This window comes from Enterobacter wuhouensis, from assembly GCF_035835995.1.
Classification (GTDB): domain Bacteria; phylum Pseudomonadota; class Gammaproteobacteria; order Enterobacterales; family Enterobacteriaceae; genus Enterobacter; species Enterobacter wuhouensis.
On sequence record NZ_CP142124.1, the window covers coordinates 1,126,846 to 1,151,506 of the forward strand.

Annotated in this window: 24 protein-coding genes; 10 read left to right on the forward strand and 14 right to left on the reverse strand. The window is 55.5% G+C overall.

The window, feature by feature from the left end; all coding sequences use genetic code 11:
* Position 1: 1 nt before the first annotated feature.
* The 4 genes from ribD to thiL all read left to right on the forward strand — a co-directional run bounded on the left by ribD (position 2) and on the right by thiL (position 3,153).
* Positions 2-1,105 (forward strand): bifunctional diaminohydroxyphosphoribosylaminopyrimidine deaminase/5-amino-6-(5-phosphoribosylamino)uracil reductase RibD, encoded by a 1,104-nt coding sequence (ribD, locus tag VPX56_RS05380; RefSeq protein ID WP_326470348.1) that lies wholly within the window; start codon positions 2-4, stop codon positions 1,103-1,105.
* A gap of 87 nt (positions 1,106-1,192) precedes the next feature.
* On the forward strand, positions 1,193-1,663 hold the full coding sequence (ribH, locus tag VPX56_RS05385; protein ID WP_006176874.1) for a 6,7-dimethyl-8-ribityllumazine synthase: 471 nt from the start codon (positions 1,193-1,195) through the stop codon (positions 1,661-1,663).
* Positions 1,664-1,684: 21 nt separating this feature from the next.
* A complete protein-coding gene (gene nusB / locus VPX56_RS05390; RefSeq protein ID WP_131633282.1) occupies positions 1,685-2,104 on the forward strand; it encodes a transcription antitermination factor NusB in 420 nt (139 codons plus the stop codon).
* A gap of 77 nt (positions 2,105-2,181) precedes the next feature.
* Positions 2,182-3,153, forward strand: a complete 972-nt coding sequence (thiL, locus tag VPX56_RS05395) for a thiamine-phosphate kinase (protein ID WP_326470352.1) — start codon at positions 2,182-2,184, stop codon at positions 3,151-3,153.
* Positions 3,154-3,253: 100 nt separating this feature from the next.
* On the opposite strand, the gene VPX56_RS05400 is transcribed toward thiL, so the two are convergent.
* The 4 genes from VPX56_RS05400 to xseB are packed head-to-tail and all read right to left on the reverse strand — an operon-like array spanning position 3,254 to position 7,318.
* The gene (locus VPX56_RS05400) at positions 3,254-4,228 is read right to left on the reverse strand and encodes an aldo/keto reductase (RefSeq protein ID WP_326470353.1); all 975 of its coding nucleotides are present in this window, start codon (positions 4,226-4,228) and stop codon (positions 3,254-3,256) included.
* A 60-nt stretch (positions 4,229-4,288) separates the two neighbouring features.
* Complete coding sequence (dxs, locus tag VPX56_RS05405; protein WP_263610783.1) at positions 4,289-6,151, reverse strand: 1-deoxy-D-xylulose-5-phosphate synthase; 1,863 nt, start codon at positions 6,149-6,151, stop codon at positions 4,289-4,291.
* A 24-nt stretch (positions 6,152-6,175) separates the two neighbouring features.
* Positions 6,176-7,075, reverse strand: coding sequence for a (2E,6E)-farnesyl diphosphate synthase (ispA, locus tag VPX56_RS05410; protein ID WP_326470355.1), 900 nt, complete (start codon positions 7,073-7,075; stop codon positions 6,176-6,178).
* Entirely contained in the window at positions 7,076-7,318 is a 243-nt protein-coding gene (xseB, locus tag VPX56_RS05415; RefSeq protein ID WP_326470357.1) for an exodeoxyribonuclease VII small subunit, read from the reverse strand.
* A 178-nt stretch (positions 7,319-7,496) separates the two neighbouring features.
* Here xseB and thiI point away from each other — a divergent pair, with 178 nt between their 5' ends.
* Entirely contained in the window at positions 7,497-8,945 is a 1,449-nt protein-coding gene (thiI, locus tag VPX56_RS05420; RefSeq protein WP_131633277.1) for a tRNA uracil 4-sulfurtransferase ThiI, read from the forward strand.
* Positions 8,946-9,012: 67 nt separating this feature from the next.
* Here the strand turns inward: thiI and yajL are convergent, their stop codons facing one another.
* Together yajL and panE are read right to left on the reverse strand one after the other, a co-directional pair.
* Positions 9,013-9,603, reverse strand: a complete 591-nt coding sequence (gene yajL / locus VPX56_RS05425; protein WP_131633276.1) for a protein deglycase YajL — start codon at positions 9,601-9,603, stop codon at positions 9,013-9,015.
* Positions 9,566-10,477: a 2-dehydropantoate 2-reductase gene (panE, locus tag VPX56_RS05430; RefSeq protein WP_263610785.1), complete on the reverse strand. Its 912-nt coding sequence runs from the start codon at positions 10,475-10,477 to the stop codon at positions 9,566-9,568. The genes yajL and panE overlap by 38 nt, the downstream gene beginning before the upstream one ends.
* Before the next feature lie 124 nt (positions 10,478-10,601).
* Here panE and VPX56_RS05435 point away from each other — a divergent pair, with 124 nt between their 5' ends.
* On the forward strand, positions 10,602-11,093 hold the full coding sequence (locus tag VPX56_RS05435; protein WP_042320808.1) for a YajQ family cyclic di-GMP-binding protein: 492 nt from the start codon (positions 10,602-10,604) through the stop codon (positions 11,091-11,093).
* A gap of 33 nt (positions 11,094-11,126) precedes the next feature.
* On the opposite strand, the gene VPX56_RS05440 is transcribed toward VPX56_RS05435, so the two are convergent.
* From VPX56_RS05440 to VPX56_RS05475, 8 genes are all read right to left on the reverse strand, one after another.
* Positions 11,127-12,488, reverse strand: coding sequence for an MFS transporter (locus VPX56_RS05440; protein WP_131633274.1), 1,362 nt, complete (start codon positions 12,486-12,488; stop codon positions 11,127-11,129).
* Between the two features lie 150 nt (positions 12,489-12,638).
* Positions 12,639-13,526, reverse strand: a complete 888-nt coding sequence (gene cyoE / locus VPX56_RS05445; protein WP_131633273.1) for a heme o synthase — start codon at positions 13,524-13,526, stop codon at positions 12,639-12,641.
* 11 nt (positions 13,527-13,537) lie between these two features.
* A complete protein-coding gene (locus tag VPX56_RS05450) occupies positions 13,538-13,864 on the reverse strand; it encodes a cytochrome o ubiquinol oxidase subunit IV (RefSeq protein ID WP_006809888.1) in 327 nt (108 codons plus the stop codon).
* On the reverse strand, positions 13,864-14,478 hold the full coding sequence (locus VPX56_RS05455; protein ID WP_119935298.1) for a cytochrome o ubiquinol oxidase subunit III: 615 nt from the start codon (positions 14,476-14,478) through the stop codon (positions 13,864-13,866). The genes VPX56_RS05450 and VPX56_RS05455 overlap by 1 nt, the downstream gene beginning before the upstream one ends.
* Entirely contained in the window at positions 14,468-16,459 is a 1,992-nt protein-coding gene (gene cyoB / locus VPX56_RS05460) for a cytochrome o ubiquinol oxidase subunit I (protein ID WP_119935297.1), read from the reverse strand. The genes VPX56_RS05455 and cyoB overlap by 11 nt, the downstream gene beginning before the upstream one ends.
* Before the next feature lie 16 nt (positions 16,460-16,475).
* Entirely contained in the window at positions 16,476-17,423 is a 948-nt protein-coding gene (gene cyoA, locus VPX56_RS05465; protein ID WP_089600911.1) for a cytochrome o ubiquinol oxidase subunit II, read from the reverse strand.
* A 477-nt stretch (positions 17,424-17,900) separates the two neighbouring features.
* A complete protein-coding gene (gene ampG, locus VPX56_RS05470) occupies positions 17,901-19,376 on the reverse strand; it encodes a muropeptide MFS transporter AmpG (protein WP_326470364.1) in 1,476 nt (491 codons plus the stop codon).
* Between the two features lie 45 nt (positions 19,377-19,421).
* Positions 19,422-20,000, reverse strand: coding sequence for a lipoprotein (locus VPX56_RS05475; protein ID WP_263610789.1), 579 nt, complete (start codon positions 19,998-20,000; stop codon positions 19,422-19,424).
* A 305-nt stretch (positions 20,001-20,305) separates the two neighbouring features.
* On the opposite strand from VPX56_RS05475, the gene bolA reads away from it, so the two are divergent.
* From bolA to clpX, 4 genes are all read left to right on the forward strand, one after another.
* Positions 20,306-20,623, forward strand: a complete 318-nt coding sequence (gene bolA, locus VPX56_RS05480) for a transcriptional regulator BolA (protein WP_119935294.1) — start codon at positions 20,306-20,308, stop codon at positions 20,621-20,623.
* 331 nt (positions 20,624-20,954) lie between these two features.
* Positions 20,955-22,253, forward strand: coding sequence for a trigger factor (gene tig / locus VPX56_RS05485; protein ID WP_326470366.1), 1,299 nt, complete (start codon positions 20,955-20,957; stop codon positions 22,251-22,253).
* A 260-nt stretch (positions 22,254-22,513) separates the two neighbouring features.
* A complete protein-coding gene (clpP, locus tag VPX56_RS05490) occupies positions 22,514-23,137 on the forward strand; it encodes an ATP-dependent Clp endopeptidase proteolytic subunit ClpP (protein ID WP_010428105.1) in 624 nt (207 codons plus the stop codon).
* Positions 23,138-23,263: 126 nt separating this feature from the next.
* Positions 23,264-24,538: an ATP-dependent protease ATP-binding subunit ClpX gene (gene clpX / locus VPX56_RS05495; RefSeq protein ID WP_131633266.1), complete on the forward strand. Its 1,275-nt coding sequence runs from the start codon at positions 23,264-23,266 to the stop codon at positions 24,536-24,538.
* Positions 24,539-24,661 lie beyond the last annotated feature (123 nt).

Sequence of the window (24,661 nt, forward strand, 5' to 3'; positions counted from 1 at the left end):
CATGCAGGATGAGATTTATATGGCGCGAGCCATGAAGCTGGCGCAGCGCGGACGTTTTACGACCCACCCTAACCCGAACGTCGGGTGCGTCATTGTTAAAGATGGCGAGATTGTGGGCGAGGGTTATCACCATCGCGCGGGCGAGCCGCATGCCGAAGTGCACGCGTTGCGCATGGCGGGCGAGAAGGCGCGCGGCGCGACGGCCTACGTCACGCTGGAGCCCTGCAGCCACCACGGGCGCACGCCACCGTGCTGTGAAGCGCTAATTGCCGCAGGCGTATCGCGCGTGGTCGCCTCGATGCAGGACCCGAATCCTCAGGTGGCCGGGCGTGGCCTGTACCGCCTGCAGCAGGAAGGGATCGACGTCAGCCACGGCCTGATGATGCAGGACGCCGAAGCAATTAATAAAGGATTCCTGAAGCGTATGCGCACCGGTTTCCCGTATATTCAGCTCAAGCTTGGCGCCTCGCTGGACGGTCGTACGGCAATGGCAAGCGGTGAAAGCCAGTGGATCACCTCCCCGCAGGCAAGGCGCGATGTGCAACGTCTGCGTGCGCAAAGTCATGCTATCCTCACCAGCAGTGAAACCGTTCTTGCTGACGATCCGGCGATGACCGTACGCTGGGACGAGCTGAGTGCCGATACCCAGGCGCTCTATCCGCAGGAAAACCTGCGCCAGCCGCTGCGTATTATTATCGATAGCCAGAACCGCGTGACGCCCGAGCACCGGATCGTGCAGCAGCCCGGCGAAACCTGGATTGCCCGCACCCGGGAAGATACGCGCGAATGGCCGGAAGGCGTGCGCAGCATCATGGTGCCAGAACACAACGGCCATCTGGATCTCGTGGTGCTGATGATGTTGCTCGGCAAGCAGCAGGTGAACAGTATCTGGGTAGAAGCCGGACCCACGCTGGCCGGTGCGCTGCTTCAGGCGGGGCTGGTGGACGAGCTTCTCGTTTACGTTGCGCCTAAACTGTTAGGCAACGATGCGCACGGCCTGTTTGTGCTGCCCGGCCTTGAAAAACTGGCCGACGCACCACAGCTCAAATTCAGCGAGATTCGTCCGGTAGGTCCGGATGTCTGCCTCCATTTAACGACAGCGTAATTGCTCCTGAAATAGGGAAGCAGTGCGCAAAGTATTATGATAAAATCCGCCCCCCTGCGGGGCCAAATGAACCCGTAAAGGAAGAGTATGAACATTATTGAAGCTGCTGTAGCTACCCCGGACGCTCGCGTCGCCATCACCATTGCGCGTTTCAACAACTTCATCAACGACAGCCTGCTGGAAGGTGCCATCGACGCCCTGAAACGTATCGGCCAGGTTAAAGATGACAATATCACCGTTGTTTGGGTTCCAGGTGCTTACGAACTGCCTCTGGCAGCGGGCGCGCTGGCAAAAACCGGTAAATATGACGCGGTAATTGCGCTGGGTACGGTTATTCGTGGCGGCACTGCCCACTTCGAATACGTTGCGGGCGGTGCAAGCAACGGTCTGGCACACGTTGCGCAGGATGCTGAAATTCCTGTCGCGTTTGGCGTGCTGACTACCGAAAGTATTGAACAAGCTATCGAACGCGCTGGCACCAAAGCCGGCAACAAAGGCGCAGAAGCTGCACTGACCGCGCTTGAAATGATCAATGTATTGAAAGCCATTAAGGCCTGATTTTTTTGTAAGGGGAATTCCGTGAAACCTGCTGCTCGTCGCCGCGCCCGTGAATGTGCCGTTCAGGCGCTTTACTCCTGGCAGTTGTCCCAGAACGACATCGCTGATGTTGAATACCAGTTCCTGTCAGAACAGGACGTTAAAGACGTTGACGTCCTGTACTTCCGTGAACTGCTGTCGGGAGTGGCGACTAATAGCGCGTATCTCGATGGTCTGATGAAGCCATACCTGTCTCGCCTGCTCGAAGAGCTGGGCCAGGTGGAAAAAGCAGTGTTGCGTATTGCGCTGTTTGAACTGTCTAAACGTGACGATGTGCCGTACAAAGTGGCCATCAACGAAGCGATCGAACTGGCGAAAACCTTCGGCGCTGAAGACAGCCACAAGTTTGTGAACGGCGTGCTGGATAAAGCCGCACCTGCGATCCGTCCCCGCAAAAAGTGATCCGCTAACCGGAGTCTTGCGCTGCCTGCCGGCGGTGCGGCTCCGGTTTTTTTATTTAATTTGCTGAGGCATAACGTATGGCATGCGGCGAATTCTCCCTGATTGCCCGTTATTTCGACCGTGTCAGAACCTCTCGTCTTGATGTTGAAACCGGCATTGGCGATGACTGTGCACTTCTCAATATTCCTGAAAAACAGACGCTGGCAATCAGCACCGACACCCTGGTGTGCGGGCGTCATTTCCTGGCGGATATCGATCCTGCCGATCTGGCCTACAAGGCGCTGGCGGTGAACGTGAGCGATCTGGCGGCGATGGGGGCCGATCCCGCGTGGTTAACCCTGGCCCTGACCCTACCGAATGTCGATGAAGCCTGGCTTGAGGCCTTCAGCGACGCGCTGTTTGACCAGCTTAACTACTACGATATGCAGCTGATTGGCGGCGATACCACCGCCGGGCCGCTGTCGATGACGCTGGCGATCCACGGCTATGTCCCGGTTGGCCGCGCGCTGAAGCGCTCGGGCGCAAAACCGGGCGACTGGATCTACGTGACCGGCACGCCGGGCGACAGCGCGGCTGGGCTGGCTATTCTGCAGAAGCGTCTGCAGGTTGAAGATGCGAAGGATGCGGCGTATCTGGTGAAGCGCCATCTGCGCCCAACGCCGCGCATTCTGCACGGACAGGCGCTGCGCGATCGCGCCAGCTCGGCTATCGATCTCTCTGACGGGCTGATCTCAGACCTCGGTCATATCCTGAAGGCCAGCGGCGTGGGCGCACGCATCGATCTCGATACGTTTCCTCTCTCAGATCAGCTTTTGCGCCACGTTGATCCCGATCGCGCTCTGGAATGGGCGCTTTCCGGCGGAGAAGATTACGAACTGTGCTTTACCGTTCCTGAGCTGAACCGTGGAACGCTGGACGTGGCGTTGGCCCATCTTGGCGCACGGTTTACCTGCATCGGGCAGATTATGCCGGAGAGTGAAGGGCTGAAGTTTGTGAAAGACGGCGCGCCGGTTACGCTCGACTGGAAAGGCTACGATCACTTCGCGTGAGTTTGTGCGCGCTGTATTGCCGGGTGGCGCTGCGCTTACCCGGCATACAAATAGGTGCGATCGTAGGCCGGGTAAGGCGAAGCCGTCACCCGGCAAGCGTTTACTTAAACCCTACCACCGGATGCTGCTGATACGGCGTCTCCAGCTCGGCAATCTGCTCCGGCGTTAGCGTAATATCAACCGCACTCAGCAACTCATCCAGCTGTTCCTCACGCGACGTGCCGATAATCGGTGCCGCAACCCCGCGCTTGCTCAGCAGCCACGCCAGCGCCACCTGAGCGCGCGTCGCGCCGGTATCGTCGGCGATGCCTGCCAGACGCTCGGCAATCAGCGCATCGCTGCCTTCCGTTCCCTCATACAGCGTTTTGCCAAACTCGTCCGACACCGAGCGGGCGGTGGTTTCGCCCCACGGGCGGGTCAAGCGGCCTCGCGCCAGCGGGCTCCACGGGATCACCGCCACGCCTTCCTGATAGCACAGCGGCAGCATCTCGCGTTCTTCTTCGCGGTAGATCAGGTTGTAGTGATCCTGCATGCTGACAAAGCGCGCCCAGCCGTGCTGCGCCTGCAGTTCAAGCGCCTGCGCAAACTGCGAGGCATGCATGGACGATGCGCCGATATAACGCGCTTTCCCCATTTTTACCACGTCGTTCAGGGCTTCCAGCGTCTCTTCAATTGGGGTGTTGTAGTCCCAGCGGTGGATCTGCAGCAGGTCGACGTAATCCATGTTCAGGCGGCGAAGGCTGTCATCGATGGAGCGCAGGATCTGCGCGCGGGAAAGACCTTCAGTCAAATCGCCAACCTGGTGGTACACCTTGGTAGCAACGACCACGTCCTCGCGGCGGGTAAAGTCGCGCAGGGCGCGGCCCACGATCTCCTCGCTGCTGCCGTCGGAGTAGCTGTTGGCGGTATCGAAGAAGTTAATGCCGCCGTCGAGGGCGCGCTTGATGATGGGGCGGCTGCTCTCTTCCGGCAGCGTCCAGGCGTGCTTGCCCCGGTCAGGTTCGCCGAAGGTCATACAGCCCAGGCAAAGTCGGGAAACCTTAAGGTCAGTTTTTCCAAATGTAGTGTATTGCACGATCCGCTCCTGCTGTTTTAAACATTAGGTTTAAGCATAGCAGGAGCGGAAAAGGGGGGATTATGCCAGCCAGGCGCGGATTTTGGCTTCGATACCGGCCGCGTCCAGGCCAATAGCCGCCCGGGCCTCGTCCTGCGTGCCCTGCGGAATGAAATGATCGGGCAGACCGAGATTCAGCACTGGGATCATTTTGCGATTTGCCATCAGCACCTCGTTCACGCCGCTGCCTGCGCCGCCCATGATAGCGTTCTCTTCCAGCGTCACCAGCACGTCATGATCTTCCGCCATGCTGAGGATCAGGGATTCATCCAGCGGTTTCACGAAGCGCATGTCCACCAGCGTGGCGTTCAGCGTTTCGGCAACGCTGGCAGCTTCCGGCATTAACGTGCCGAAGTTCAGGATCGCCACCTTTTCACCGCGACGTTTCACCAGACCTTTACCAATCTGAAGTTTTTCCAGCGGAGCCAGCTCAACGCCTACCGCGTTCCCACGCGGGTAGCGCACGGCGCTCGGGCCGTCCTGGTAGTGGTAGCCGGTGAACAGCATCTGGCGGCATTCGTTCTCGTCGCTCGGCGTCATGACAACCATGTCCGGGATACAGCGCAGGAATGACAGGTCAAACGCGCCCTGGTGCGTCTGGCCGTCGGCCCCGACGATGCCCGCGCGATCGATAGCAAAGAGCACCGGCAGCTTCTGGATAGCGACGTCGTGGATCACCTGGTCGTAGGCGCGCTGCAGGAAGGTGGAGTAAATCGCCACCACCGGCTTGTAGCCGCCAATCGCCAGCCCTGCCGCGAACGTCACCGCATGCTGCTCGGCAATCGCCACGTCAAAATACTGGTCAGGGTATTTTTTGGAGAACTCCACCATGCCGGAGCCTTCACGCATGGCAGGCGTTACCGCCATCAGCTTGTTGTCTTTGGCCGCCGTTTCGCACAGCCAGTCGCCAAAGATTTTTGAATAGCTCGGCATGCCGCCGCTGCTTTTCGGCAGACAGCCGCTGGTCGGGTCGAATTTTGGAACCGCGTGGAAGGTGATTGGATCTTTTTCCGCCGGTTCGTAACCACGCCCTTTTTTAGTCATGATGTGCAGGAACTGCGGGCCTTTCAGGTCGCGCATGTTCTTGAGTGTCGTCACCAGCCCCAGCACGTCATGGCCGTCTACCGGGCCGATGTAGTTAAAGCCCAGCTCTTCAAACAGGGTGCCCGGTACCACCATGCCTTTGATGTGTTCTTCGGTACGCTTGAGCAGCTCTTTAATAGGCGGTACGCCGGAGAAGACCTTTTTACCGCCTTCGCGCAGGGTGGAGTAGAGCTTGCCGGAAAGCAGCTGCGCAAGATGATTATTCAGCGCGCCCACGTTCTCGGAGATCGACATCTCGTTATCGTTGAGAACAACCAGCATGTCCGGCTTGATATCGCCCGCATGGTTCATGGCTTCAAAGGCCATCCCAGCGGTGATGGCACCGTCGCCAATCACGCAGACGGTGCGGCGCTGCTTGTTCTCTTTCTCTGCGGCAACGGCAATACCGATACCCGCAGAAATAGAGGTGGAAGAGTGGCCGACGCTCAGGACGTCATACTCGCTCTCGCCGCGCCACGGGAACGGGTGCAGGCCGCCTTTCTGGCGAATAGTGCCTATTTTATCGCGACGCCCGGTCAGAATTTTGTGCGGGTAGGCCTGGTGGCCTACATCCCAGATGAGCTGATCGAACGGCGTGTTATAGACGTAATGCAGCGCCACGGTCAGCTCAACCGTGCCAAGCCCGGAGGCGAAATGGCCGCTGGAGCGGCTAACGCTGTCGAGCAGGTAGCGACGCAGCTCGTCGCACAGCTTCGGCAGGCTCTCTTTCGGCAACAGACGTAACTCCTGGGTGGAGTCTACTAACGCCAGTGTCGGGTATTTGGCAATATCAAAACTCATCAAAGGCTCATCGAGATAGGTTATTTATTTATCACGCTGGATTATGTAGTCCGCTAGCGCTTCCAGTGCCGAGGTATCCAGCGATTGCGCGGCCAGCTGATTCAGCGACTGGCGGGCATCTTCAATCAGATCCCGGGCTTTACGTTGGGCTTGCTCAAGGCCCAGCAGGGCGGGGTAGGTACTTTTGCCAAGCTGCTGGTCCGCACCCTGACGTTTACCCAATGTTGCAGTATCGCCCACCACATCCAGAATGTCATCCTGAACCTGGAATGCCAGACCGATACTTTCTGCGTATCTGTCCAGAATCGGCAGGGCTTTGCGCCCTTGTTCACCCGCGCTCAGCGCGCCCAGGCGAACGGCTGCACGAATGAGCGCGCCCGTTTTATGACGGTGAATGCGCTCCAGCTGTTCCAGATTAACCTGACGACCTTCCGCCTCTAAATCCAGCGCCTGACCACCGCACATGCCGGCCACACCGCTCGCTATGGCAAGCTCAGAAACCATCGCCAGGCGGTCGCGGTCACTCACTTCCACCATCGGCGCATCGCTTAAAATCGAGAATGCCAGCGTCTGCAGCGCGTCGCCCGCAAGAATGGCGTTCGCCTCGCCAAACTTAATGTGGCAGGTTGGCTGACCGCGACGCAGATCGTCGTCGTCCATCGCCGGGAGATCGTCGTGGATCAGCGAATAGGCGTGGATGCACTCAACCGCAGCGGCCGGGGCGTCCAGCGTGTTATCGCTGATACCAAACATGTTGCCCGTAGCGTACACAAGGAACGGGCGCAGGCGCTTTCCACCCAAGAGTGCGCCATAGTGCATAGCTTCAACCAGCGGAGTGTTCTGAAAAGGCTGTGGCGCAATAAAACGGCGCAGGGCGTCGTTGGCGCGCACGACGCGCGCCTCAAGCTCGTTGGCAAAATCCATTTACTCGGCGTCCGGTGTGAATGGCGTGGTTTTCGCGTCTTCGCTGTCGGAAAGCAGGATTTGCACGCGCTGCTCGGCCTGCTGCAGTTTGACCTGCCCCTGGCGCGCCAGCTGTACGCCACGCTCGAATTCGTTGAGCGCCTCTTCCAGCGGGAGATCGCCGCTCTCAAGACGGGTAACAATTTGCTCCAGTTCACTCAGCGCAGTTTCGAAACTGGCCGGTACGTCGTTCTTCTTCGGCATAGTGAATTGACTCTTATATTCTTCGCCCCTACATGGTAACGGACTCAGGGCAATTATCAAATAACGCGGGCGGCGCGTTGGTGGTATACTTGCGCGCCTGGATGCAGCCACGGGTGTGGGCTGCTGTATTATTTTCCACTACAAGCCGTTACAGGCTTGCCTAAGAAACATTGCCGCCATGAAGTTTATCATTAAATTGTTCCCTGAAATCACCATCAAAAGCCAGTCTGTGCGTTTGCGCTTTATTAAAATTCTCACCGGGAACATTCGTAACGTATTAAAGCACTACGACGAAACCCTTGCCGTGGTGCGTCACTGGGACCACGTAGAAGTGCGCGCCAAAGACGAAAACAAACGTCTTGATATTCGCGACGCGCTGACCCGCATTCCGGGTATCCACCATATTCTGGAAGTGGAAGACGTCCCGTTCAGCGATATGCACGACATCTTTGAGAAGGCGCTGGTGCAGTACCGCGACCAGATCGAAGGCAAAACCTTCTGCGTGCGCGTGAAGCGTCGCGGTAAGCACGAGTTCAGCTCTATCGAAGTCGAGCGCTACGTGGGCGGCGGTCTGAACCAGCACGTCGAGACGGCGCGCGTGCGTCTGACCAACCCGGACGTGACCGTTAATCTGGAGATCGAAAACGATCGCCTGCTGCTGGTAAAAGGCCGTTACGAAGGTATCGGCGGCTTCCCGATCGGCACCCAGGAAGACGTGCTGTCGCTGATCTCCGGCGGCTTCGACTCCGGCGTCTCCAGCTATATGCTGATGCGTCGCGGCTGTCGCGTACACTACTGCTTCTTCAACCTGGGCGGCGCGGCGCACGAAATCGGCGTACGTCAGGTGGCGCATTACCTGTGGAACCGCTTCGGCAGTTCACACCGCGTGCGTTTTGTGGCGATTAACTTCGAGCCTGTCGTTGGCGAGATCCTCGAAAAAGTGGATGACGGCCAGATGGGCGTGGTGCTGAAGCGCATGATGGTGCGCGCGGCGTCTAAAGTGGCCGAGCGTTACGGCGTACAGGCGCTGGTTACCGGCGAAGCGCTGGGCCAGGTCTCCAGCCAGACGCTGACCAACCTGCGTCTTATCGACAACGTGTCCGATACGCTGATCCTGCGTCCGCTGATTTCCCACGACAAAGAGCACATCATCGATCTGGCGCGCGAAATTGGCACCGAAGATTTTGCCCGTACCATGCCGGAATACTGCGGCGTGATCTCGAAAAGCCCAACCGTCAAGGCGGTGAAGGCGAAGATCGAAGCCGAAGAAGAGAACTTCGATTTTGCTATCCTGGAAAAAGTGGTCGCGGAAGCGTCCAACATTGATATCCGCGAGATTGCCCAGCAGACCGAGCAGGAAGTCGTTGAAGTTGAAACCGTGAGCGGTTTCGGCGCTAACGATGCGATTCTGGATATCCGCTCCATTGACGAGCAGGATGACAAGCCGCTTAAGGTGGAAGGCGTGGACGTGGTTTCTCTGCCGTTCTACAAGCTGAGCACCAAGTTTGGCGATCTCGACCAGAGCAAAACGTATCTGCTGTGGTGTGAGCGCGGGGTGATGAGCCGCCTGCAGGCGCTGTATCTGCGCGAGCAGGGCTTTGCGAATGTGAAGGTGTATCGCCCGTAGCTTCTAGCCGGGGAGTGCGGCCTGATGCCCTCACCCCGGCCCTCTCCCACGGGGAGAGGGAGAACACCTATTCGTAATAATTATAAATTCCCGCCGGCATCACCAGCGACGACGCGACTTCATACGCTTTTTCACGCCCGACCAGCAGGTCAATAATCTTTAAGCCAAAATCAATCGCGGTGCCCGGCCCCTGGCTGGTCAGCAGGTTGACGCGCGGGTCCCAGACGACGCGTTTATCCACCCAATGTTCTTCGGGGATCGTATCCTTAAGCCCCGGGAAGCCGGTCATGTTGCCGATGGGGAAGATATCGTGAGGAATCAGGACCGTGCCGGCGGCGGCGCAGATCGTTGCGACGATGCGGCCAGACAGATGGAACTGACGCACGGTTTCAACCAACAGCGGGCTGTCGCGAAAACATTCCGCGCCTTTTAAGCCGCCGGGCAGGACGATGATGTCGTAATCGCCGTCAGCCACCTGAACGAGCGGTGCGTCCGCCAGGATCTTCACCCCGCGTGAACAGGCGATCGCAAGATTACCGTCGCTGGCGACGCTGGCGGTGGTGACCGTGATGCCGCCGCGCACCATCAAATCGATAGTGGTGACGGCTTCCATCTCTTCGCTACCAGGGGCGAGGCATACCAGAGCTGACGCGCTCATACTCATTCTCCTTACGTTTAACCAGGTCATACAGGCGGGCGTTTTCCGGTACGGCAACGCCGTGCGCGCGGGCGCGTTTGAGCAGATAGCCGGTAATGTAGTCGATCTCCGTATGGCGTAACGCCCTCACGTCCTGCAACATGGAGGAGATATTTTCCGCCGTACTATCAATCACCTGTTCGACATAATAGCGTAAATCATCTGCGGAGGTGTGCAGGCCTTCGCGCTCGATGACCGACGCGACTTCCTCGCACAGCGTGGCAATCTCCTGCGGGGCGTTTTTTAGCTCCCCGTTCGGGCAGTCCCGGAGCGCCGTCAGCGGGTTAATGACGCAGTTCACCGCCAGCTTGCGCCATAGCTGCGGGCGAATGTTGTTATGCCATGCCACGTCCGGCAGCACCTTTTGCAGAACGTCCGCCAGATAGCTGTAGTCACCGTCCTGCTCGCGGGCAGGGCCGATATGCGTCACCCCGCTGGCAACATGGACGATGATAGTGCCATCGCGGCGCGCGGCGTGGGTGGTCGTCGCCATCAGCAGCGGCTGAGGGATACTTTTCAGTTCGTCAATGGTCCCCATGCCGTTATGCAGCAATAGAATCGGCGATCCAGGGGGGAGCTGCGCGGCCAGCGTTTTTACCGCATCGGAAACCTGCCACGCCTTGAGCGTCACCAGCAGCAGGTCGCTTTGCGCCAGGAAGTCAGGATCGTTCGCGGTCAGGGATTCGTTAAAGATACTTCCGTCTTCACCAATCAGGTTTACACTGCAATAGGGCTGGGGCACGCGCAGCCAGCCCTGTACCTCGTGTCCGTGTTTGCACAGCGCGGTCAGCCATAGCTGACCCAGGGCTCCGCATCCGAGCACTGTAATTTTCATCGTTCCTCCTCACCTGCAACTGCGCCAGGTGTTACGGCCTAAGTATAGCGCCGTCAGCTAAGCTTCTCGTTATGCCTCGTTGCGGGTATTATGCAACGCAACAAAAATGAAGGGAGAAGAAAAGATGCCATCTTTCGATATTGTTTCCGAAGTTGATATCCAGGAAGTGCGTAACGGCGTGGACAACGCAAGCCGTGAAGTTGAGTCACGTTTCGATTTCCGTGGCGTTGAGGCGACCTTTGAGCTGAATGACGCAAATAAGACCATCAAGGTGCTGAGCGAGTCAGATTTCCAGGTCAACCAGCTGCTCGATATTCTGCGCGCTAAGCTGCTGAAGCGCGGCATTGAAGGTACTTCACTGGATGTGCCGGAAGAGTTCGTCCACAGCGGTAAAACCTGGTTCGTCGAAGCCAAACTGAAGCAGGGCATTGAGAGCGCGGTTCAGAAGAAAATCGTTAAGCTCATCAAGGACAGCAAGCTGAAGGTTCAGGCGCAGATCCAGGGCGAAGAGATCCGCGTGACGGGCAAATCGCGTGACGATCTGCAGGGCGTGATGGCGCTGATCCGCGGCGGCGATTTGGGACAGCCGTTCCAGTTCAAAAACTTCCGCGATTAAGACCAAAAAGCCCGGTTTCAACCGGGCTTTTTTTTAAGCTTTCAGGGCCTGCTCAACCTCGAAGCGGTTGGTTACCTTGCTGTCAATTTTGACATAGGCGCTGCGCTCTTCCGGGGCGATGAGCACTTCACTGACGCCCTCCGTTGCTTCAAGACGCTGTTTCAGCGCATCGTTAATATCTACGCTATCCGGGATTTCTACGCGCAGGCTGCTTACGTAGCGCGGTTCCTTCATGCTGCTGGCAACCAGCAGCCAGACCATCGCCAGCAGCGCCCCCGCCAGAAACACGGTTTGCGAATCAAACAGGCCGTCCACCCAGCCGCCGAGCGAGCCGCCAATGGCCACGCCGAGGAACTGGCTGGTGGAGTAAATGCCCATCGCCGTGCCTTTGTAGCCCGCCGGGGATTCCTTGCTGATAAGCGACGGCAGCAGGGCTTCCATCAGGTTAAAGGCCAGGAAGAAGATCTGCACGCCGATGACCAGCTCCCAGAAGTGCGGGCCGGAGCCCCACAGCACAATTTCGGCAATCAGCAGGAGCGCCACGCAGCCCACGAAAACGCGCTTCATTTTGCGCTTCACTTCGGCGTAGATAATAAACGGCACCACGGAGACGAAGGAGATCAGCATCGTCACCAGATAGATTTTCCAGTGCTCGGCGGCGGGGAAGCCCGCGGCGGCAAGCTGGCCGGGCAGGGCGACAAAGGTCGACATCAGCAGAATGTGCAGGCACATGATGCCGAAGTTTAGCTTGAGCAGTCGTGGCTCAACGAGCACCTTGCTGAAGCAGCCCTTCACCATGCCGGATTCACGGTTGAGCACGTGGTTTTTGCTGTCCGGGACCACCCAGAGCGTAAGCGCGATCCCAACGGTCGCCAGCGCGGCAATCATCCAGAAGAGGGCGTGCAGGCCAAGCTTGTGGGTAATAATTGGCCCGAGCACCATTGCAATTGCAAACGTCACGCCAAAGCTGACGCCGATGAAGGCCATTGCCTTGGTGCGGTTCTGCTCGCGGGTGAGGTCTGACAGTAGCGCCATCACGGCGGCGGCAATCGCGCCGGAACCCTGCAGGGCGCGGCCTAAAATAATGCCCCAGATGGAGTGGGAGAGGGCGGCAATGACGCTGCCAAGTACAAAAATCAGCAGACCGCCGACGATCAGCGGCTTACGGCCAACGCGATCCGAAAGCAGGCCAAAGGGGATCTGGAATACCGCCTGGGCTAAACCATAGATCCCAATCGCCAGGCCAATCAACGCCTCGCTGGCCCCCTGCAGCGCCATGCCGTACGTGGTCAGAACAGGCAGGACCATAAACATGCCAAGCATCCGTAGCGAGAAGACAGTCCCTAAGCCCCAGGTCGCGCGTAGCTCGCCCGGCGTCATTTTATAATCGTTCATTACCACCTCAGTTCAAAAGCAGGCCATAGTGTAGTGCGGGGAAGGGGCGGGGTAAATAAAGGGTTATTTAACAAATATTACATGCGTGATTAATAGATTCAGTGAATAAAAAAAGGGTGCCGAAGCACCCCTTTATTTACCTGTTTTGACTTACCAGACGTACGTCAGCAGGCTATGTGAATCTGGCACCATGAAATCCACGGACATCATCACGGACAGCGAGGTGATGGCAACAATCGAGAACACAAACAGCTTGCGCGCCCAAACCTTGTCATCTTCCACCTTGTAACCGCGCAGCGCCATACCGAGCCACCAGACGCTCACCGCAGCCGCCACGACCAGATATTTATATCCGGCGTAACCGCCCAGAGAGAGCATCAGCGTTGCCACGGCAAAGGCGATGATGTACAGCGTGATGTGGTTCTTGGCAACCGAAATGCCCTTCACGACCGGCAGAACCGGGATGTTCGCTGCCTGATAATCCTTGAAGCGGAAAATCGCGATGGCATAGGAGTGCGGCATCTGCCACAGGCTAAAGATAGCCAGCAGGATCAGCGCACCGCTGTCGAACTCGTTCGTGACGGCGCAGTAGCCAATCACCGGCGGCGCAGCGCCGGAGAGTGAACCAATCAGCGTACCGTAGACGGAGTGACGTTTCATATACAGGCTGTAGACGCCCACATACACCACGAACCCCATTACCCCCAGCCAGCAGGCCAGCGGGTTAGCGCCAAACCACAGGAGCATAAAGCCAGCAATACCCAGCAAGGTGGCGTACACCAGCGAGACGGAAGGGGCGATCAGGCCTTTCACCAGCACCCGATTTTTGGTCCTTTCCATCTTCTTGTCGATATCCATGTCGATGTAGTTATTAAATACACAACCGGACGCAACAACCAGGGACACACCGACCAGCGTGTAGATAAAGAGGGTGTAATCAATGCTGCCCTTAGAGGCCAGCAGGAACCCTCCGATCACGGAGATCAGGTTGCCAAAGATGATGCCTGGTTTCGTTACTTGCAGGTATTGCTTAAACATACTCGCCGCTCTTAGTGAACCATCATGTTGTAGTTAAGGTTCCACATAATCCAGATGGAACCGACTACCAGGATAGCGATGATAATCACGGTAAAGATAAAGGCCGTCATATTCCAGCCTTCATCGGACTTGGTGTTCATGTGCAGGAAGCAAACCAGATGCACCAGAATCTGAATCACCGCGGTCACCAGGATTGCGCCCAGGATAACCGGCTTAGATGCAGAACCGTTCATCACCATCCAGAACGGAATGACCGTCAGGATGATCGACAGGATGAAACCTGTCATGTAGGTTTTTACGCTGCCGTGGGAAGCGCCATGATCGTTAGAATGACTCATTACATCGCCCCCATCAGATAGACAACAGAGAACACACAGATCCATACCACGTCCAGGAAGTGCCAGAACAGGCTCAGGCACATGATACGGGTACGGTTAGTATTGGTCAGGCCGCGACGGTGTACCTGGAACATCAGTACCGCCATCCAGATCAGACCAGAGGTCACGTGCAGACCGTGGGTTCCGACCAGCGCGAAGAACGCGGACAGGAAGCCACTGCGATCCGGACCGAAACCTTCCATGATCAGGTGATGGAATTCATAGATTTCCATCCCGATAAATCCAGCACCAAACAGCCAGGTCAACGCCAGCCAGGAAACAACCTGGCTCTTGTTGTTTTTGTACATGGCGATAGCCGCCATGCCGTAGGTGATGGAGCTGAACAGCAGCAGTGCGGTTTCAACCAGAACGAACGGCAGCTCAAAAATGTCCTTGCCGGCCGGGCCGCCCGCTGTGCCGTTCACCAGAACGGCATAGGTTGCGAACAGACAGCAGAACAGAATGCAGTCGCTCATCAGGTAGATCCAGAAACCGAAGACTTTCATCGGCCCGGTATCGTGGTGCGCATGCTCATGCGCGTGGGCAGTTGAGTGCGCCAGAGTATCAGTTGCCATTTTTCAGCCCCGCTTTAGAAATCTCGTCGAAATGCTGATTTTCCAGCTTTTCAACTTCACGGACTGGTACGTAGTAGTCCACGTCCTCGTCAAAGCTCTTCACAATCCAGCTGATTACGATGCCGGCGAAGCCAACAATCGCCATCCACCAGATGTGCCAGATCATTGCGAAACCAAATACCGTTGCGAATGCGGCAATCACGATGCCCGCGCCGCTGTTTTTCGGCATGTGGATCTCTTCGTAATGAGCAGGTTGCTTGTACGCTTCACCTTTTTCTTTCATTTCCCAGAATGCGTCGCGTTCATGGATCTGCGGCACAACGGCGAAGTTATAGAACGGAGGCGGAGAAGAGGTCGCCCACTCCAGCGTACGGCCACCCCATGGGTCACCGGTCAGGTCACGGTTCTGGTCGCGGTCGCGAATAGACACGTAGAACTGAATCAGCTGAGACGCGATACCACAGGCAATCAGCACTGCACCGCCGGCTGCAACCATCAGCATTGGGTGGAACTGCGGATCGATCTGCTGGCTCAGGCGACGGGTCATACCCATGAAGCCCAGCACGTACAGCGGCATAAACGCCACGAAGAAGCCGATGATCCAGAACCAGAACGCGCGTTTACCCCATTTTTCGTTCAGCGTGAAGCCGAACGCTTTTGGCCACCAGTAGGTTACGCCAGCGAAGCAGCCGAAGACCACGCCACCGATGATAACGTTATGGAAGTGCGCAATCAGGAACAGGCTGTTGTGAAGAACGAAGTCAGCACCCGGTACTGCCAGCAGTACGCCGGTCATCCCACCTACGGAGAAGGTCACGATGAAGCCGATGGTCCACAGCATCGCTGAGTGGAACACGATACGGCCCTGGTACATGGTGAACAGCCAGTTGAAGATCTTAACCCCGGTAGGGATCGCGATAATCATGGTGGTAATACCGAAGAAGGCGTTTACGTTCGCGCCCGCACCCATGGTGAAGAAGTGGTGCAGCCAAACGATGAACGACAGAACGGTAATACAGACGGTTGCCCACACCAGCGAGGTGTAACCAAACAGACGCTTACGCGAGAAGGTTGCCGCGATTTCGGAGAACACGCCGAACACAGGCAGAACCAGGATGTACACTTCCGGGTGACCCCAGGCCCAAATCAGGTTGATGTACATCATCATGTTGCCACCCATATCATTCGTGAAGAAATGGGTGCCCAGGTAGCGGTCCAGGGTCAGCAGCGCGACGGTGACGGTCAGAATTGGGAATGAAGCAATAATCAGGATGTTGGCGCACAGAGATGCCCAGGTAAATACCGGCATCTTGAACATGGTCATGCCAGGGGCACGCATCTTGATAATGGTCACGAAGAAGTTGATACCGGTCAGGGTAGTACCGACACCGGAGAGCTGAAGCGCCCAAATCCAGTAATCGACGCCTACGCCAGGACTGTACTCAATTCCCGAAAGCGGCGGGTAGGCCAGCCAGCCGGTCTGAGCAAATTCGCCCACGCCCAGCGACAGGTTAACCAGGATAACGCCGACAACCGTGAACCAGAAGCTCAGGTTGTTCAGGAACGGGAACGCCACGTCGCGCGCGCCGATTTGCAGCGGTACGACAACGTTCATCAGACCGATAACCAGCGGCATCGCCACGAAGAAGATCATGATTACGCCGTGGGCGGTAAAGATCTGATCGTAGTGGTGCGGCGGCAGGAAGCCGGCTTCACCCGCCGAGGCGAGCGCCTGCTGGCTACGCATCATGATCGCATCCGCAAAGCCACGAATTAACATGACGATACCGACGATGCAGTACATGATACCGAGTTTTTTGTGGTCAACCGAAGTCAGCCACTCATTCCACAGGTAGCTCCACTTACCGAAGTAAGTGATCAAGCCCAGTAAGGCTGCGCCACCGATGATAATTGCAGCCACCGTAATCACGATAATCGGTTCGTGATACGGCACTGCATCCAGTGTCAATTTTCCGAACATTTTCTTCCTCGGCCCCTTAGTGAGCGGTTTCCGCGTGGCTCATGTCCATACCTTCCATACCTTCGTGTGCGCTGTGCTCACCTTCAGGCTGGGTCATGTCCATGCTCTTGCCGTGATCCATAAATTTGCCAATAACGTCTTTGAACAAATCAGGTTTCACATTAGAGAAGTACTCCACCTTGTTGTATTCGCTAGGCGTAGCCACTTTTTCGAACGCCGCCATGTCAGACATGGTGTTAGTAGACTGCTTCGCTTTTTCAACCCACTGGTCGAATGCGGCACGGTCTGGCGTAGCGATAGCTTTGAACTTCATACCCGAGAAGCCCGGGCCACTATAGCTGGCGGAGATACCGTCGTAGGTGCCTGCTTCATTGGCGATCAGGTGCAGATTAGTCTGCATACCGGCCATCGCGTAGATCTGGCTGCCCAGACGCGGGATGAAGAAGGAGTTCATTACGGAGTTGGAGGTCACTTTGAACTGAACCGGAGTGTTCGCCGGGAAGGCGATCTCATTCACGGTAGCAATGCCCTGTTCCGGATAGATGAAGAACCATTTCCAGTCCATGGAGACCACTTCAATGGTAATAGGTTTCTCATCGTGAACCAGCGGTTTGCTAGGCTCAAGCGCGTGAGTGGTTTTCCAGGTCAATACGGCAAGGAACAGGATGATCAGGATAGGCACCGTCCAGACCACAGCTTCCACTTTATTGGAGTGTGACCAGTTAGGGCTATACTTCGCATCTTTATTGCTCGCACGATACTTCCAGGCGAAACCAACAGCCATCAAAATGGCTGGAATAACCACAATCATCATCAGGCCAAATGCCGTCAGAATCAACGAACGTTGTTCCAGTCCAATCTGTCCTTTGGGGTCTAGTAGTGCAGAATCGCAGCCACTGAGTAATACAGTGCCCGCGAATAATGACAACCATCCCAAACTTTTATTGTATTTCCCGAGTCTCATTTAACGACCTCAATTCCACGGAGTCTGGTGGCGTTTAAAGTGTGGGGGCATTTTACGGGAAGGTTACATTACTGTAAACATCATTAGGGCTGTGTCAGGAAGGTGTTACCGGGTTCTGCCGCACATGTCACAAGTGTTGCAAATTATGTCGTTTTTTAAGACGGAAGCCGCATGACATGGGCTTTATAACGAACGAACCTCCAAGCATACCCTAAAAGGGGCAATTGGTATAACCATTATCAAAAATATACAAAAAATTAACAATTAATTATCAATAAAAAGACATTTAAAAAACGAAAATTCAATCTTTCAAAAGCTGAATCGTTTAATGAAAAATAGCGTTTTGGAATTAGCTCCAATAATTTCCAAATTCTATCCCGCACAAAACAACAAATATTTTTTTTGCCGCTGCCGGTTATTTCACCGTTATAATTACGCCTCGTGATTACAACGGGAAATAACCTTTCGTTTATACCTTCAGGTCAGCTGGGTTTTACGCAGCGCAAGGAAGTCGAGCAGTCCACCGATCAGAATCCCGGCAATCGCCAGCAGCGCGCCCGCGTCTAAAAGAAGGGCTTCGAACGGTAGCGACAGCCCGGTCGTCGCATTGATAATCAGCACCGCCAGCCAAAGTACCAGCGCAAAACAGCCCACCATCAACAGCCGCAATGCAAAGCGGTAGGCGCGAGAATATTCGGTGCGCGGCATAAAGTGCTCTGTTCGCTGGGTATATTCCAGCGTCTGGCGACACACCAGCAGTAATAAAATTCCCGGCACGGCGGCGACCACCGAGAAGAGATAAAACGTCGGCCAGCCGTGGGCCTCAACAAACCAGCCGGCAATGGGGCCGACGTAAACGCGGCCAACGGCGGAGAGCGCCGAGAGCAGGGCAAACTGCGTGGCGGAAAACGATTTGTTGCACAGGGTCATCAGCAGGGCCACGAAGGCTGCGGTTCCCATCCCGCCGCAGAGGTTTTCGAAGAACACCGCGGTCGCCATGCTGATCATATGCTTGTCGGTAATCGACAGCAGCCAGTAACCCGCGTTCGATGCCCCTTGTAAAATGCCGAAGATCAGCAGGGCGCGGAACAGCGTCAGGCGCTGCATCAACACCCCGCCGTAGAGCGCCCCGATGATGGTGGCAAACAGCCCCAGCGTTTTGTTCACCACGCCCACTTCACCGGCGTCAAACCCAACGCCGCGAATCAGGAAGGTGGTGGTCAGGCTCATGGCAAACGCGTCGCCCAGCTTATAGAGGACGATCAAAAGCAGAATGAGCCACGCGTTGTTGCGGCCAAAGAAGTCGCGCAGCGGTTCGGCAACGGCCTGTTCCAGCGAGCGCGGCACCGGGATCACATCGCTCGGTTCAGGCGCAAGCAGGGTGGCAATAATGCAGGGGATCAAGAATGCGGCCATCAGCCAGTACATGCCCTGCCAGCCGAGATAGCGGTCGGCCAGCCACAGCGCCAGGCCGCCGGAAACCAGCATGCCCAAACGGTAGCCGAGAACGCTGATTGCAGCACCCGCGCCGCGTTCGTCAGCGGGCAGCACGTCCGTCTTCCAGGCATCAAAAACAATGTCCTGCGAAGCGGAACAGAAGGCAATCACCACCGCAAGCGCCGCCATCCAGCGCAGCTGCGTTGACGGCTCGAGGAAGCCCATCGCGGCAATCGCCACGAGCAGCAGAAGCTGAGTTATCACTAGCCAGCCGCGACGCCGGCCGAGGAACGGCGGCGTGTAGCGGTCCATCACCGGCGACCACAGGAACTTAAAGACGTAAGCCTGGCCGACGAGCGAGAAGAAGCCGATGGTTTTGAGATCGATATTCTCGACGGTCATCCACGCCTGCAGCGTACCGGAGGTGAGCGCGAGGGGTAAACCGGAGGCGAAGCCGAGGATCAGCAGGATGGCTGATTTCGGTTGCTGGAAAATGCGTAAGTAATGACTGGACATGTTTTATAAAACTGACCCGGCTAAGCACCGGGTCAGTCAGCGGGATTAGCGCGCGTTCTGCTTGATGAAGTCGTGGATGCTGGTGTCCTGCGCCATATCTGCAATGGTGTCGGTCAGCACGCTGTTAACCGCGTCGGCGATATTTTTGTTAGAGGCCTGGAATGCGCCTTCAACGGAGTAGCTCGCACGGTAGTTTTTGTTCATCTTGTTGCCATTCTTCGCGGTGGCGATGATGGCAATATCCGCTTTGGTAGAGATGTTGTAGCGCACGTTACCCTGGGAAACGTCTGCGTACAGGTTGTTGACGATGATCTGCAGATCAACCGCACCGCTTGGGCCAACCATATAGCCGCGGGAGGTCATTTGCTTCTCGAGCACTTCCTGCAGCAGGAAGCGCAGGTCGCGGGACGCGGTCAGGGTAACCTGCTGGTTGTCGCGGGTGACTTTTGCCAGCGCCTGATCCTGGCGCTGATCGGCACCGTTGATGCTAACGGTCACGCCCATCAGGCTCGGGTCCTGCTGAGGCAGGGTGATTTTTGGTGAAACATCAATGGTGGTTGGCGGGGTGGCACAGCCTGCCAGCATAAAAATCGCTACCAACGGAAAGAAGAGTTTTTTTAACATTTTCAGGTTCTCAACGAATCGTAAGCATATAAAGAGAAAAATTGCCGTCATCATAACATCGCCAACGGCCAGGGGAAGTGGTCAACGCATGTAAATTCATCGCCTTGTCTGAAATCTGACCATCTCACCGCTTTTCTCTACCTGTGAATGACAAAACGTATGAGCCTCACAGTGAACTTCATTCGTTTGAATGAGAAAATCGGACGAAAGCTAAATATTTGTTGTGTTGATGTAATGGAAACGGTAAAAGCGGCTAACATTTAAAGGGATGGGTGACATCCTGGCGTTGTCGGAGGAGTAATTTCATGATGATACGTGAGCAGATAGAAGATAAATTAAGGGCAGCGTTCGACCCTGTGTTCCTCGAAGTTGTCGACGAAAGCTATCGTCATAACGTGCCGGCGGGTTCTGAAAGCCACTTTAAAGTGGTTCTGGTCAGCGATCGTTTTCAGGGAGAACGCTTCCTGAACCGACATCGCATGATCTACAGCACCCTGTCGGAAGAACTCTCCACGACCGTACATGCGCTGGCATTGCATACCTACACCATTAAGGAGTGGGAAGGCTTGCAGGATACGGTAGTCGCCTCACCGCCCTGTCGCGGTGCAGGCACCTTAGCCTGAAAAATCGGATTTGCAACTGCCGGAGTTTTTCCAGTATGTTGCATAGAGATTTCGTCAAAACGGCCTACGGGCCGTTTTGTTTTGTCTGAGTTTTGAGCGGATGGTGCGATTTTAAGGCTAAAAATAGCCTTAAAGTGTGAAAAAAGCCGCAGCAACATGCCCCAACCGTTCTCGACTCACCTAAGTGATGCCGCTATAATGCCGCGTCTTATTGAATGTCTTCGGGATGATTCTGGCGACAGGGAATGTGAATCTGCACTAAGAGAGCATCCCGGTAAACACAGACAGATTCAGAGTTGACCGAGCACTGTGATTTTTTTGAGGTAACAAGATGCAAGTTTCAGTTGAAACCACTCAAGGCCTTGGCCGCCGTGTAACGATTACTATCGCTGCTGACAGCATCGAAACTGCTGTGAAAAGCGAGCTGGTCAACGTAGCAAAAAAAGTACGTATTGACGGCTTCCGCAAGGGCAAAGTACCAATGAATGTTGTTGCTCAGCGTTATGGCGCTTCCGTGCGTCAGGATGTGCTGGGTGAACTGATGAGCCGCAACTTTATCGATGCGATCATCAAAGAAAAAATCAATCCGGCCGGTGCGCCAAACTACGTTCCAGGCGAATACAAACTGGGCGAAGACTTCACCTACTCCGTAGAGTTTGAAGTGTACCCGGAAGTCGAGCTGAAAGGTCTGGAATCTATCGAAGTTGAAAAACCGATCGTTTCCGTGACTGACGAAGACGTTGACGGCATGCTGGACACCCTGCGCAAGCAGCAGGCGAACTGGAAAGAGAAAGAAGGCGCAGTTGACGCTGAAGACCGTGTCACCATCGACTTCACCGGTTCTGTAGACGGCGAAGAGTTCGAAGGCGGCAAAGCGTCTGACTTCGTACTGGCAATGGGCCAGGGTCGTATGATCCCAGGCTTCGAAGACGGTATCAAAGGCCACAAAGCGGGTGAAGAGTTCACCATCGACGTGACCTTCCCTGAAGAATACCACGCTGAAAACCTGAAAGGGAAAGCAGCGAAGTTCGTTATCAACCTGAAGAAAGTGGAAGAGCGCGAACTGCCAGAACTGACTGAAGAATTCATCAAGCGTTTCGGCGTGGAAGATGGTTCTGTTGCGGGCCTGCGTACCGAAGTGCGTAAGAACATGGAACGCGAGCTGAACGGTGCTGTGCGCAATCGTGTTAAATCTCAGGCGATCGACGGCCTGGTGAAAGCGAACGAGATCGACGTCCCGGCTGCACTGATTGACAGCGAAATCGAAGTTCTGCGCCGTCAGGCTGCACAGCGTTTCGGTGGCAACCAGCAGCAGGCGATGGAGCTGCCGCGCGAGCTGTTCGAAGAGCAGGCTAAACGCCGCGTTGTTGTTGGCCTGCTGCTGGGCGAAGTCATTCGTACCCACGAGCTGAAAGCTGACGAAGAGCGCGTTAAAGGCCTGATCGAAGAGATGGCTTCTGCGTACGAAGATCCATCAGAAGTTGTTGAGTTCTACGGTAAGAACAAAGAGCTGATGGACAACATGCGCAACGTCGCACTGGAAGAGCAGGCTGTTGAAGCGGTACTGGCGAAAGCTAAAGTGTCCGAAAAAGCGACCTCTTTCAACGAACTGATGAACCAGCAGGCGTAATTTCGCCCCAACGGTTTAAAGTTTGAACAGAAAACCCGTTGCCCTCCGGCGACGGGTTTTTTTTATCACACCAATAGCCCAGGAAGAGTGCTAAAACGCCCTTTCAGTGTTAGCGTAACAACAAAAGATTGTTATGCTTGAAATAGGGCAATGTGAACCCCATAAGTATGTAATCCCGATGAATGAGACTGGCTGATAATCCGTCCATAAGGTTACAATCAGTGCAGCAGGTGTTTTCAATTTTGATCCAGGAGACGGAAATGTCATACAGTGGCGAACGAGATAACTTTGCACCCCATATGGCTCTGGTGCCAATGGTTATTGAACAGACCTCACGCGGTGAGCGTTCTTTTGATATCTATTCCCGTCTGCTCAAGGAACGCGTTATCTTTCTGACCGGCCAGGTGGAAGACCACATGGCTAACCTGATCGTGGCGCAGATGCTGTTTCTGGAAGCGGAAAACCCGGAAAAAGACATTTACCTGTACATTAACTCGCCGGGCGGCGTGATCACGGCAGGTATGTCCATTTACGACACCATGCAATTCATCAAGCCGGATGTGAGCACCATCTGTATGGGACAGGCCGCATCCATGGGGGCATTCCTGTTAACCGCAGGGGCGAAAGGCAAGCGTTTCTGCCTGCCAAATTCCCGCGTGATGATTCACCAGCCGCTGGGTGGTTACCAGGGCCAGGCGACGGATATCGAAATCCACGCCCGAGAAATTCTGAAAGTAAAAGCGCGCATGAATGAACTTATGGCGCAGCATACGGGTCAACCTCTCGAGCAGATCGAGCGCGATACTGAACGCGATCGCTTCCTCTCAGCTCCAGAGGCAGTTGAGTACGGCCTGGTCGACTCCGTTTTGACCCATCGTAATTGATGCCCGCGACGCGAGTGTGCCGCTATACTAAGGTAGGGCGGCATTCTGCCGAGAGCAGCTTGCGTCTGAGAATGGCATTTGCGTCGTCATGTGCGGCACAAAGAACTTAAAAAGAGGTTTGGACTCATGACAGATAAACGCAAAGATGGTTCGGGCAAACTGCTGTACTGCTCTTTTTGCGGCAAAAGCCAGCATGAAGTGCGTAAACTGATTGCCGGGCCGTCCGTGTATATCTGCGACGAGTGTGTCGATTTATGTAACGACATCATTCGCGAAGAGATTAAAGAAGTTGCCCCGCACCGTGAGCGTAGCGCGTTGCCGACACCGCATGAAATTCGTCATCACCTTGACGACTATGTCATCGGTCAGGAGCAGGCGAAGAAGGTGCTGGCGGTGGCGGTATATAACCACTACAAACGTCTGCGTAACGGCGATACCAGTAACGGCGTCGAACTGGGCAAAAGTAACATTCTGCTGATCGGGCCAACCGGCTCCGGTAAAACGCTGCTGGCTGAAACCCTGGCGCGCCTGCTGGATGTTCCGTTCACCATGGCGGATGCCACCACCCTGACCGAAGCCGGTTATGTGGGTGAAGACGTTGAAAACATCATTCAAAAACTGCTGCAGAAGTGCGATTACGACGTGCAGAAGGCGCAGCGCGGGATTGTTTACATCGATGAAATCGACAAAATCTCCCGTAAGTCTGACAACCCGTCCATTACCCGTGACGTGTCGGGTGAAGGCGTGCAGCAGGCGCTGCTGAAGCTGATTGAAGGTACCGTTGCGGCGGTGCCGCCACAGGGTGGCCGTAAGCATCCGCAGCAGGAGTTCCTGCAGGTTGATACCTCCAAGATCCTGTTCATCTGTGGCGGTGCGTTTGCAGGCCTGGATAAGGTGATTTCTCACCGTGTTGAAACCGGCTCCGGCATTGGTTTCGGCGCAACGGTGAAATCCACGTCTGAAAAGCCGAACGAAGGCCAGCTGCTGTCGCAGGTTGAACCGGAAGATCTGATCAAGTTTGGTCTGATTCCTGAGTTCATCGGTCGTCTGCCGGTTGTGGCGACGCTGAACGAACTGAGCGAAGATGCGCTCATCCAGATTCTGAAAGAGCCGAAAAATGCGCTGACCAAGCAGTATCAGGCGCTGTTCAATCTGGAAGGCGTTGAGCTGGAATTCCGCGACGAAGCGCTGGATGCCATCGCGAAGAAAGCGATGATCCGCAAAACCGGCGCGCGTGGTCTGCGTTCAATCGTTGAAGCGGCACTGCTTGATACCATGTACGATCTGCCGTCGATGGAAGATGTTGAGAAAGTGGTTATCGACGAATCCGTTATTGGCGGTCAGACTAAGCCGCTGTTGATTTACGGTAAACCAGAAGCCCAGCAGGCATCTGGCGAATAATTCACCAAATCATACAAGCAGTTAATCAAAAAGGGGGGATTTTATCTCCCCTTTACTTTTTCCGTATTCATGGCGTTGAATGTGTGGGAAACATCCCCATATACTGGTTACATGTTAATGGTT

Bases quoted from the DNA above. Each gene is read 5' to 3' on its own strand.
- ribD (WP_326470348.1), top strand. From the start codon at position 2: ATGCAGGATGAGATTTATATGGCGCGAGCCATGAAGCTGGCGCAGCGC.
- ribH (WP_006176874.1), top strand. From the start codon at position 1,193: ATGAACATTATTGAAGCTGCTGTAGCTACCCCGGACGCTCGCGTCGCC.
- thiL (WP_326470352.1), top strand. From the start codon at position 2,182: ATGGCATGCGGCGAATTCTCCCTGATTGCCCGTTATTTCGACCGTGTC.
- dxs (WP_263610783.1), bottom strand. From the start codon at position 6,151: ATGAGTTTTGATATTGCCAAATACCCGACACTGGCGTTAGTAGACTCC.
- ispA (WP_326470355.1), bottom strand. From the start codon at position 7,075: ATGGATTTTGCCAACGAGCTTGAGGCGCGCGTCGTGCGCGCCAACGAC.
- xseB (WP_326470357.1), bottom strand. From the start codon at position 7,318: ATGCCGAAGAAGAACGACGTACCGGCCAGTTTCGAAACTGCGCTGAGT.
- thiI (WP_131633277.1), top strand. From the start codon at position 7,497: ATGAAGTTTATCATTAAATTGTTCCCTGAAATCACCATCAAAAGCCAG.
- yajL (WP_131633276.1), bottom strand. From the start codon at position 9,603: ATGAGCGCGTCAGCTCTGGTATGCCTCGCCCCTGGTAGCGAAGAGATG.
- panE (WP_263610785.1), bottom strand. From the start codon at position 10,477: ATGAAAATTACAGTGCTCGGATGCGGAGCCCTGGGTCAGCTATGGCTG.
- VPX56_RS05435 (WP_042320808.1), top strand. From the start codon at position 10,602: ATGCCATCTTTCGATATTGTTTCCGAAGTTGATATCCAGGAAGTGCGT.
- VPX56_RS05440 (WP_131633274.1), bottom strand. From the start codon at position 12,488: ATGAACGATTATAAAATGACGCCGGGCGAGCTACGCGCGACCTGGGGC.
- cyoE (WP_131633273.1), bottom strand. From the start codon at position 13,526: ATGTTTAAGCAATACCTGCAAGTAACGAAACCAGGCATCATCTTTGGC.
- VPX56_RS05450 (WP_006809888.1), bottom strand. From the start codon at position 13,864: ATGAGTCATTCTAACGATCATGGCGCTTCCCACGGCAGCGTAAAAACC.
- VPX56_RS05455 (WP_119935298.1), bottom strand. From the start codon at position 14,478: ATGGCAACTGATACTCTGGCGCACTCAACTGCCCACGCGCATGAGCAT.
- cyoB (WP_119935297.1), bottom strand. From the start codon at position 16,459: ATGTTCGGAAAATTGACACTGGATGCAGTGCCGTATCACGAACCGATT.
- cyoA (WP_089600911.1), bottom strand. From the start codon at position 17,423: ATGAGACTCGGGAAATACAATAAAAGTTTGGGATGGTTGTCATTATTC.
- ampG (WP_326470364.1), bottom strand. From the start codon at position 19,376: ATGTCCAGTCATTACTTACGCATTTTCCAGCAACCGAAATCAGCCATC.
- VPX56_RS05475 (WP_263610789.1), bottom strand. From the start codon at position 20,000: ATGTTAAAAAAACTCTTCTTTCCGTTGGTAGCGATTTTTATGCTGGCA.
- bolA (WP_119935294.1), top strand. From the start codon at position 20,306: ATGATGATACGTGAGCAGATAGAAGATAAATTAAGGGCAGCGTTCGAC.
- tig (WP_326470366.1), top strand. From the start codon at position 20,955: ATGCAAGTTTCAGTTGAAACCACTCAAGGCCTTGGCCGCCGTGTAACG.
- clpP (WP_010428105.1), top strand. From the start codon at position 22,514: ATGTCATACAGTGGCGAACGAGATAACTTTGCACCCCATATGGCTCTG.
- clpX (WP_131633266.1), top strand. From the start codon at position 23,264: ATGACAGATAAACGCAAAGATGGTTCGGGCAAACTGCTGTACTGCTCT.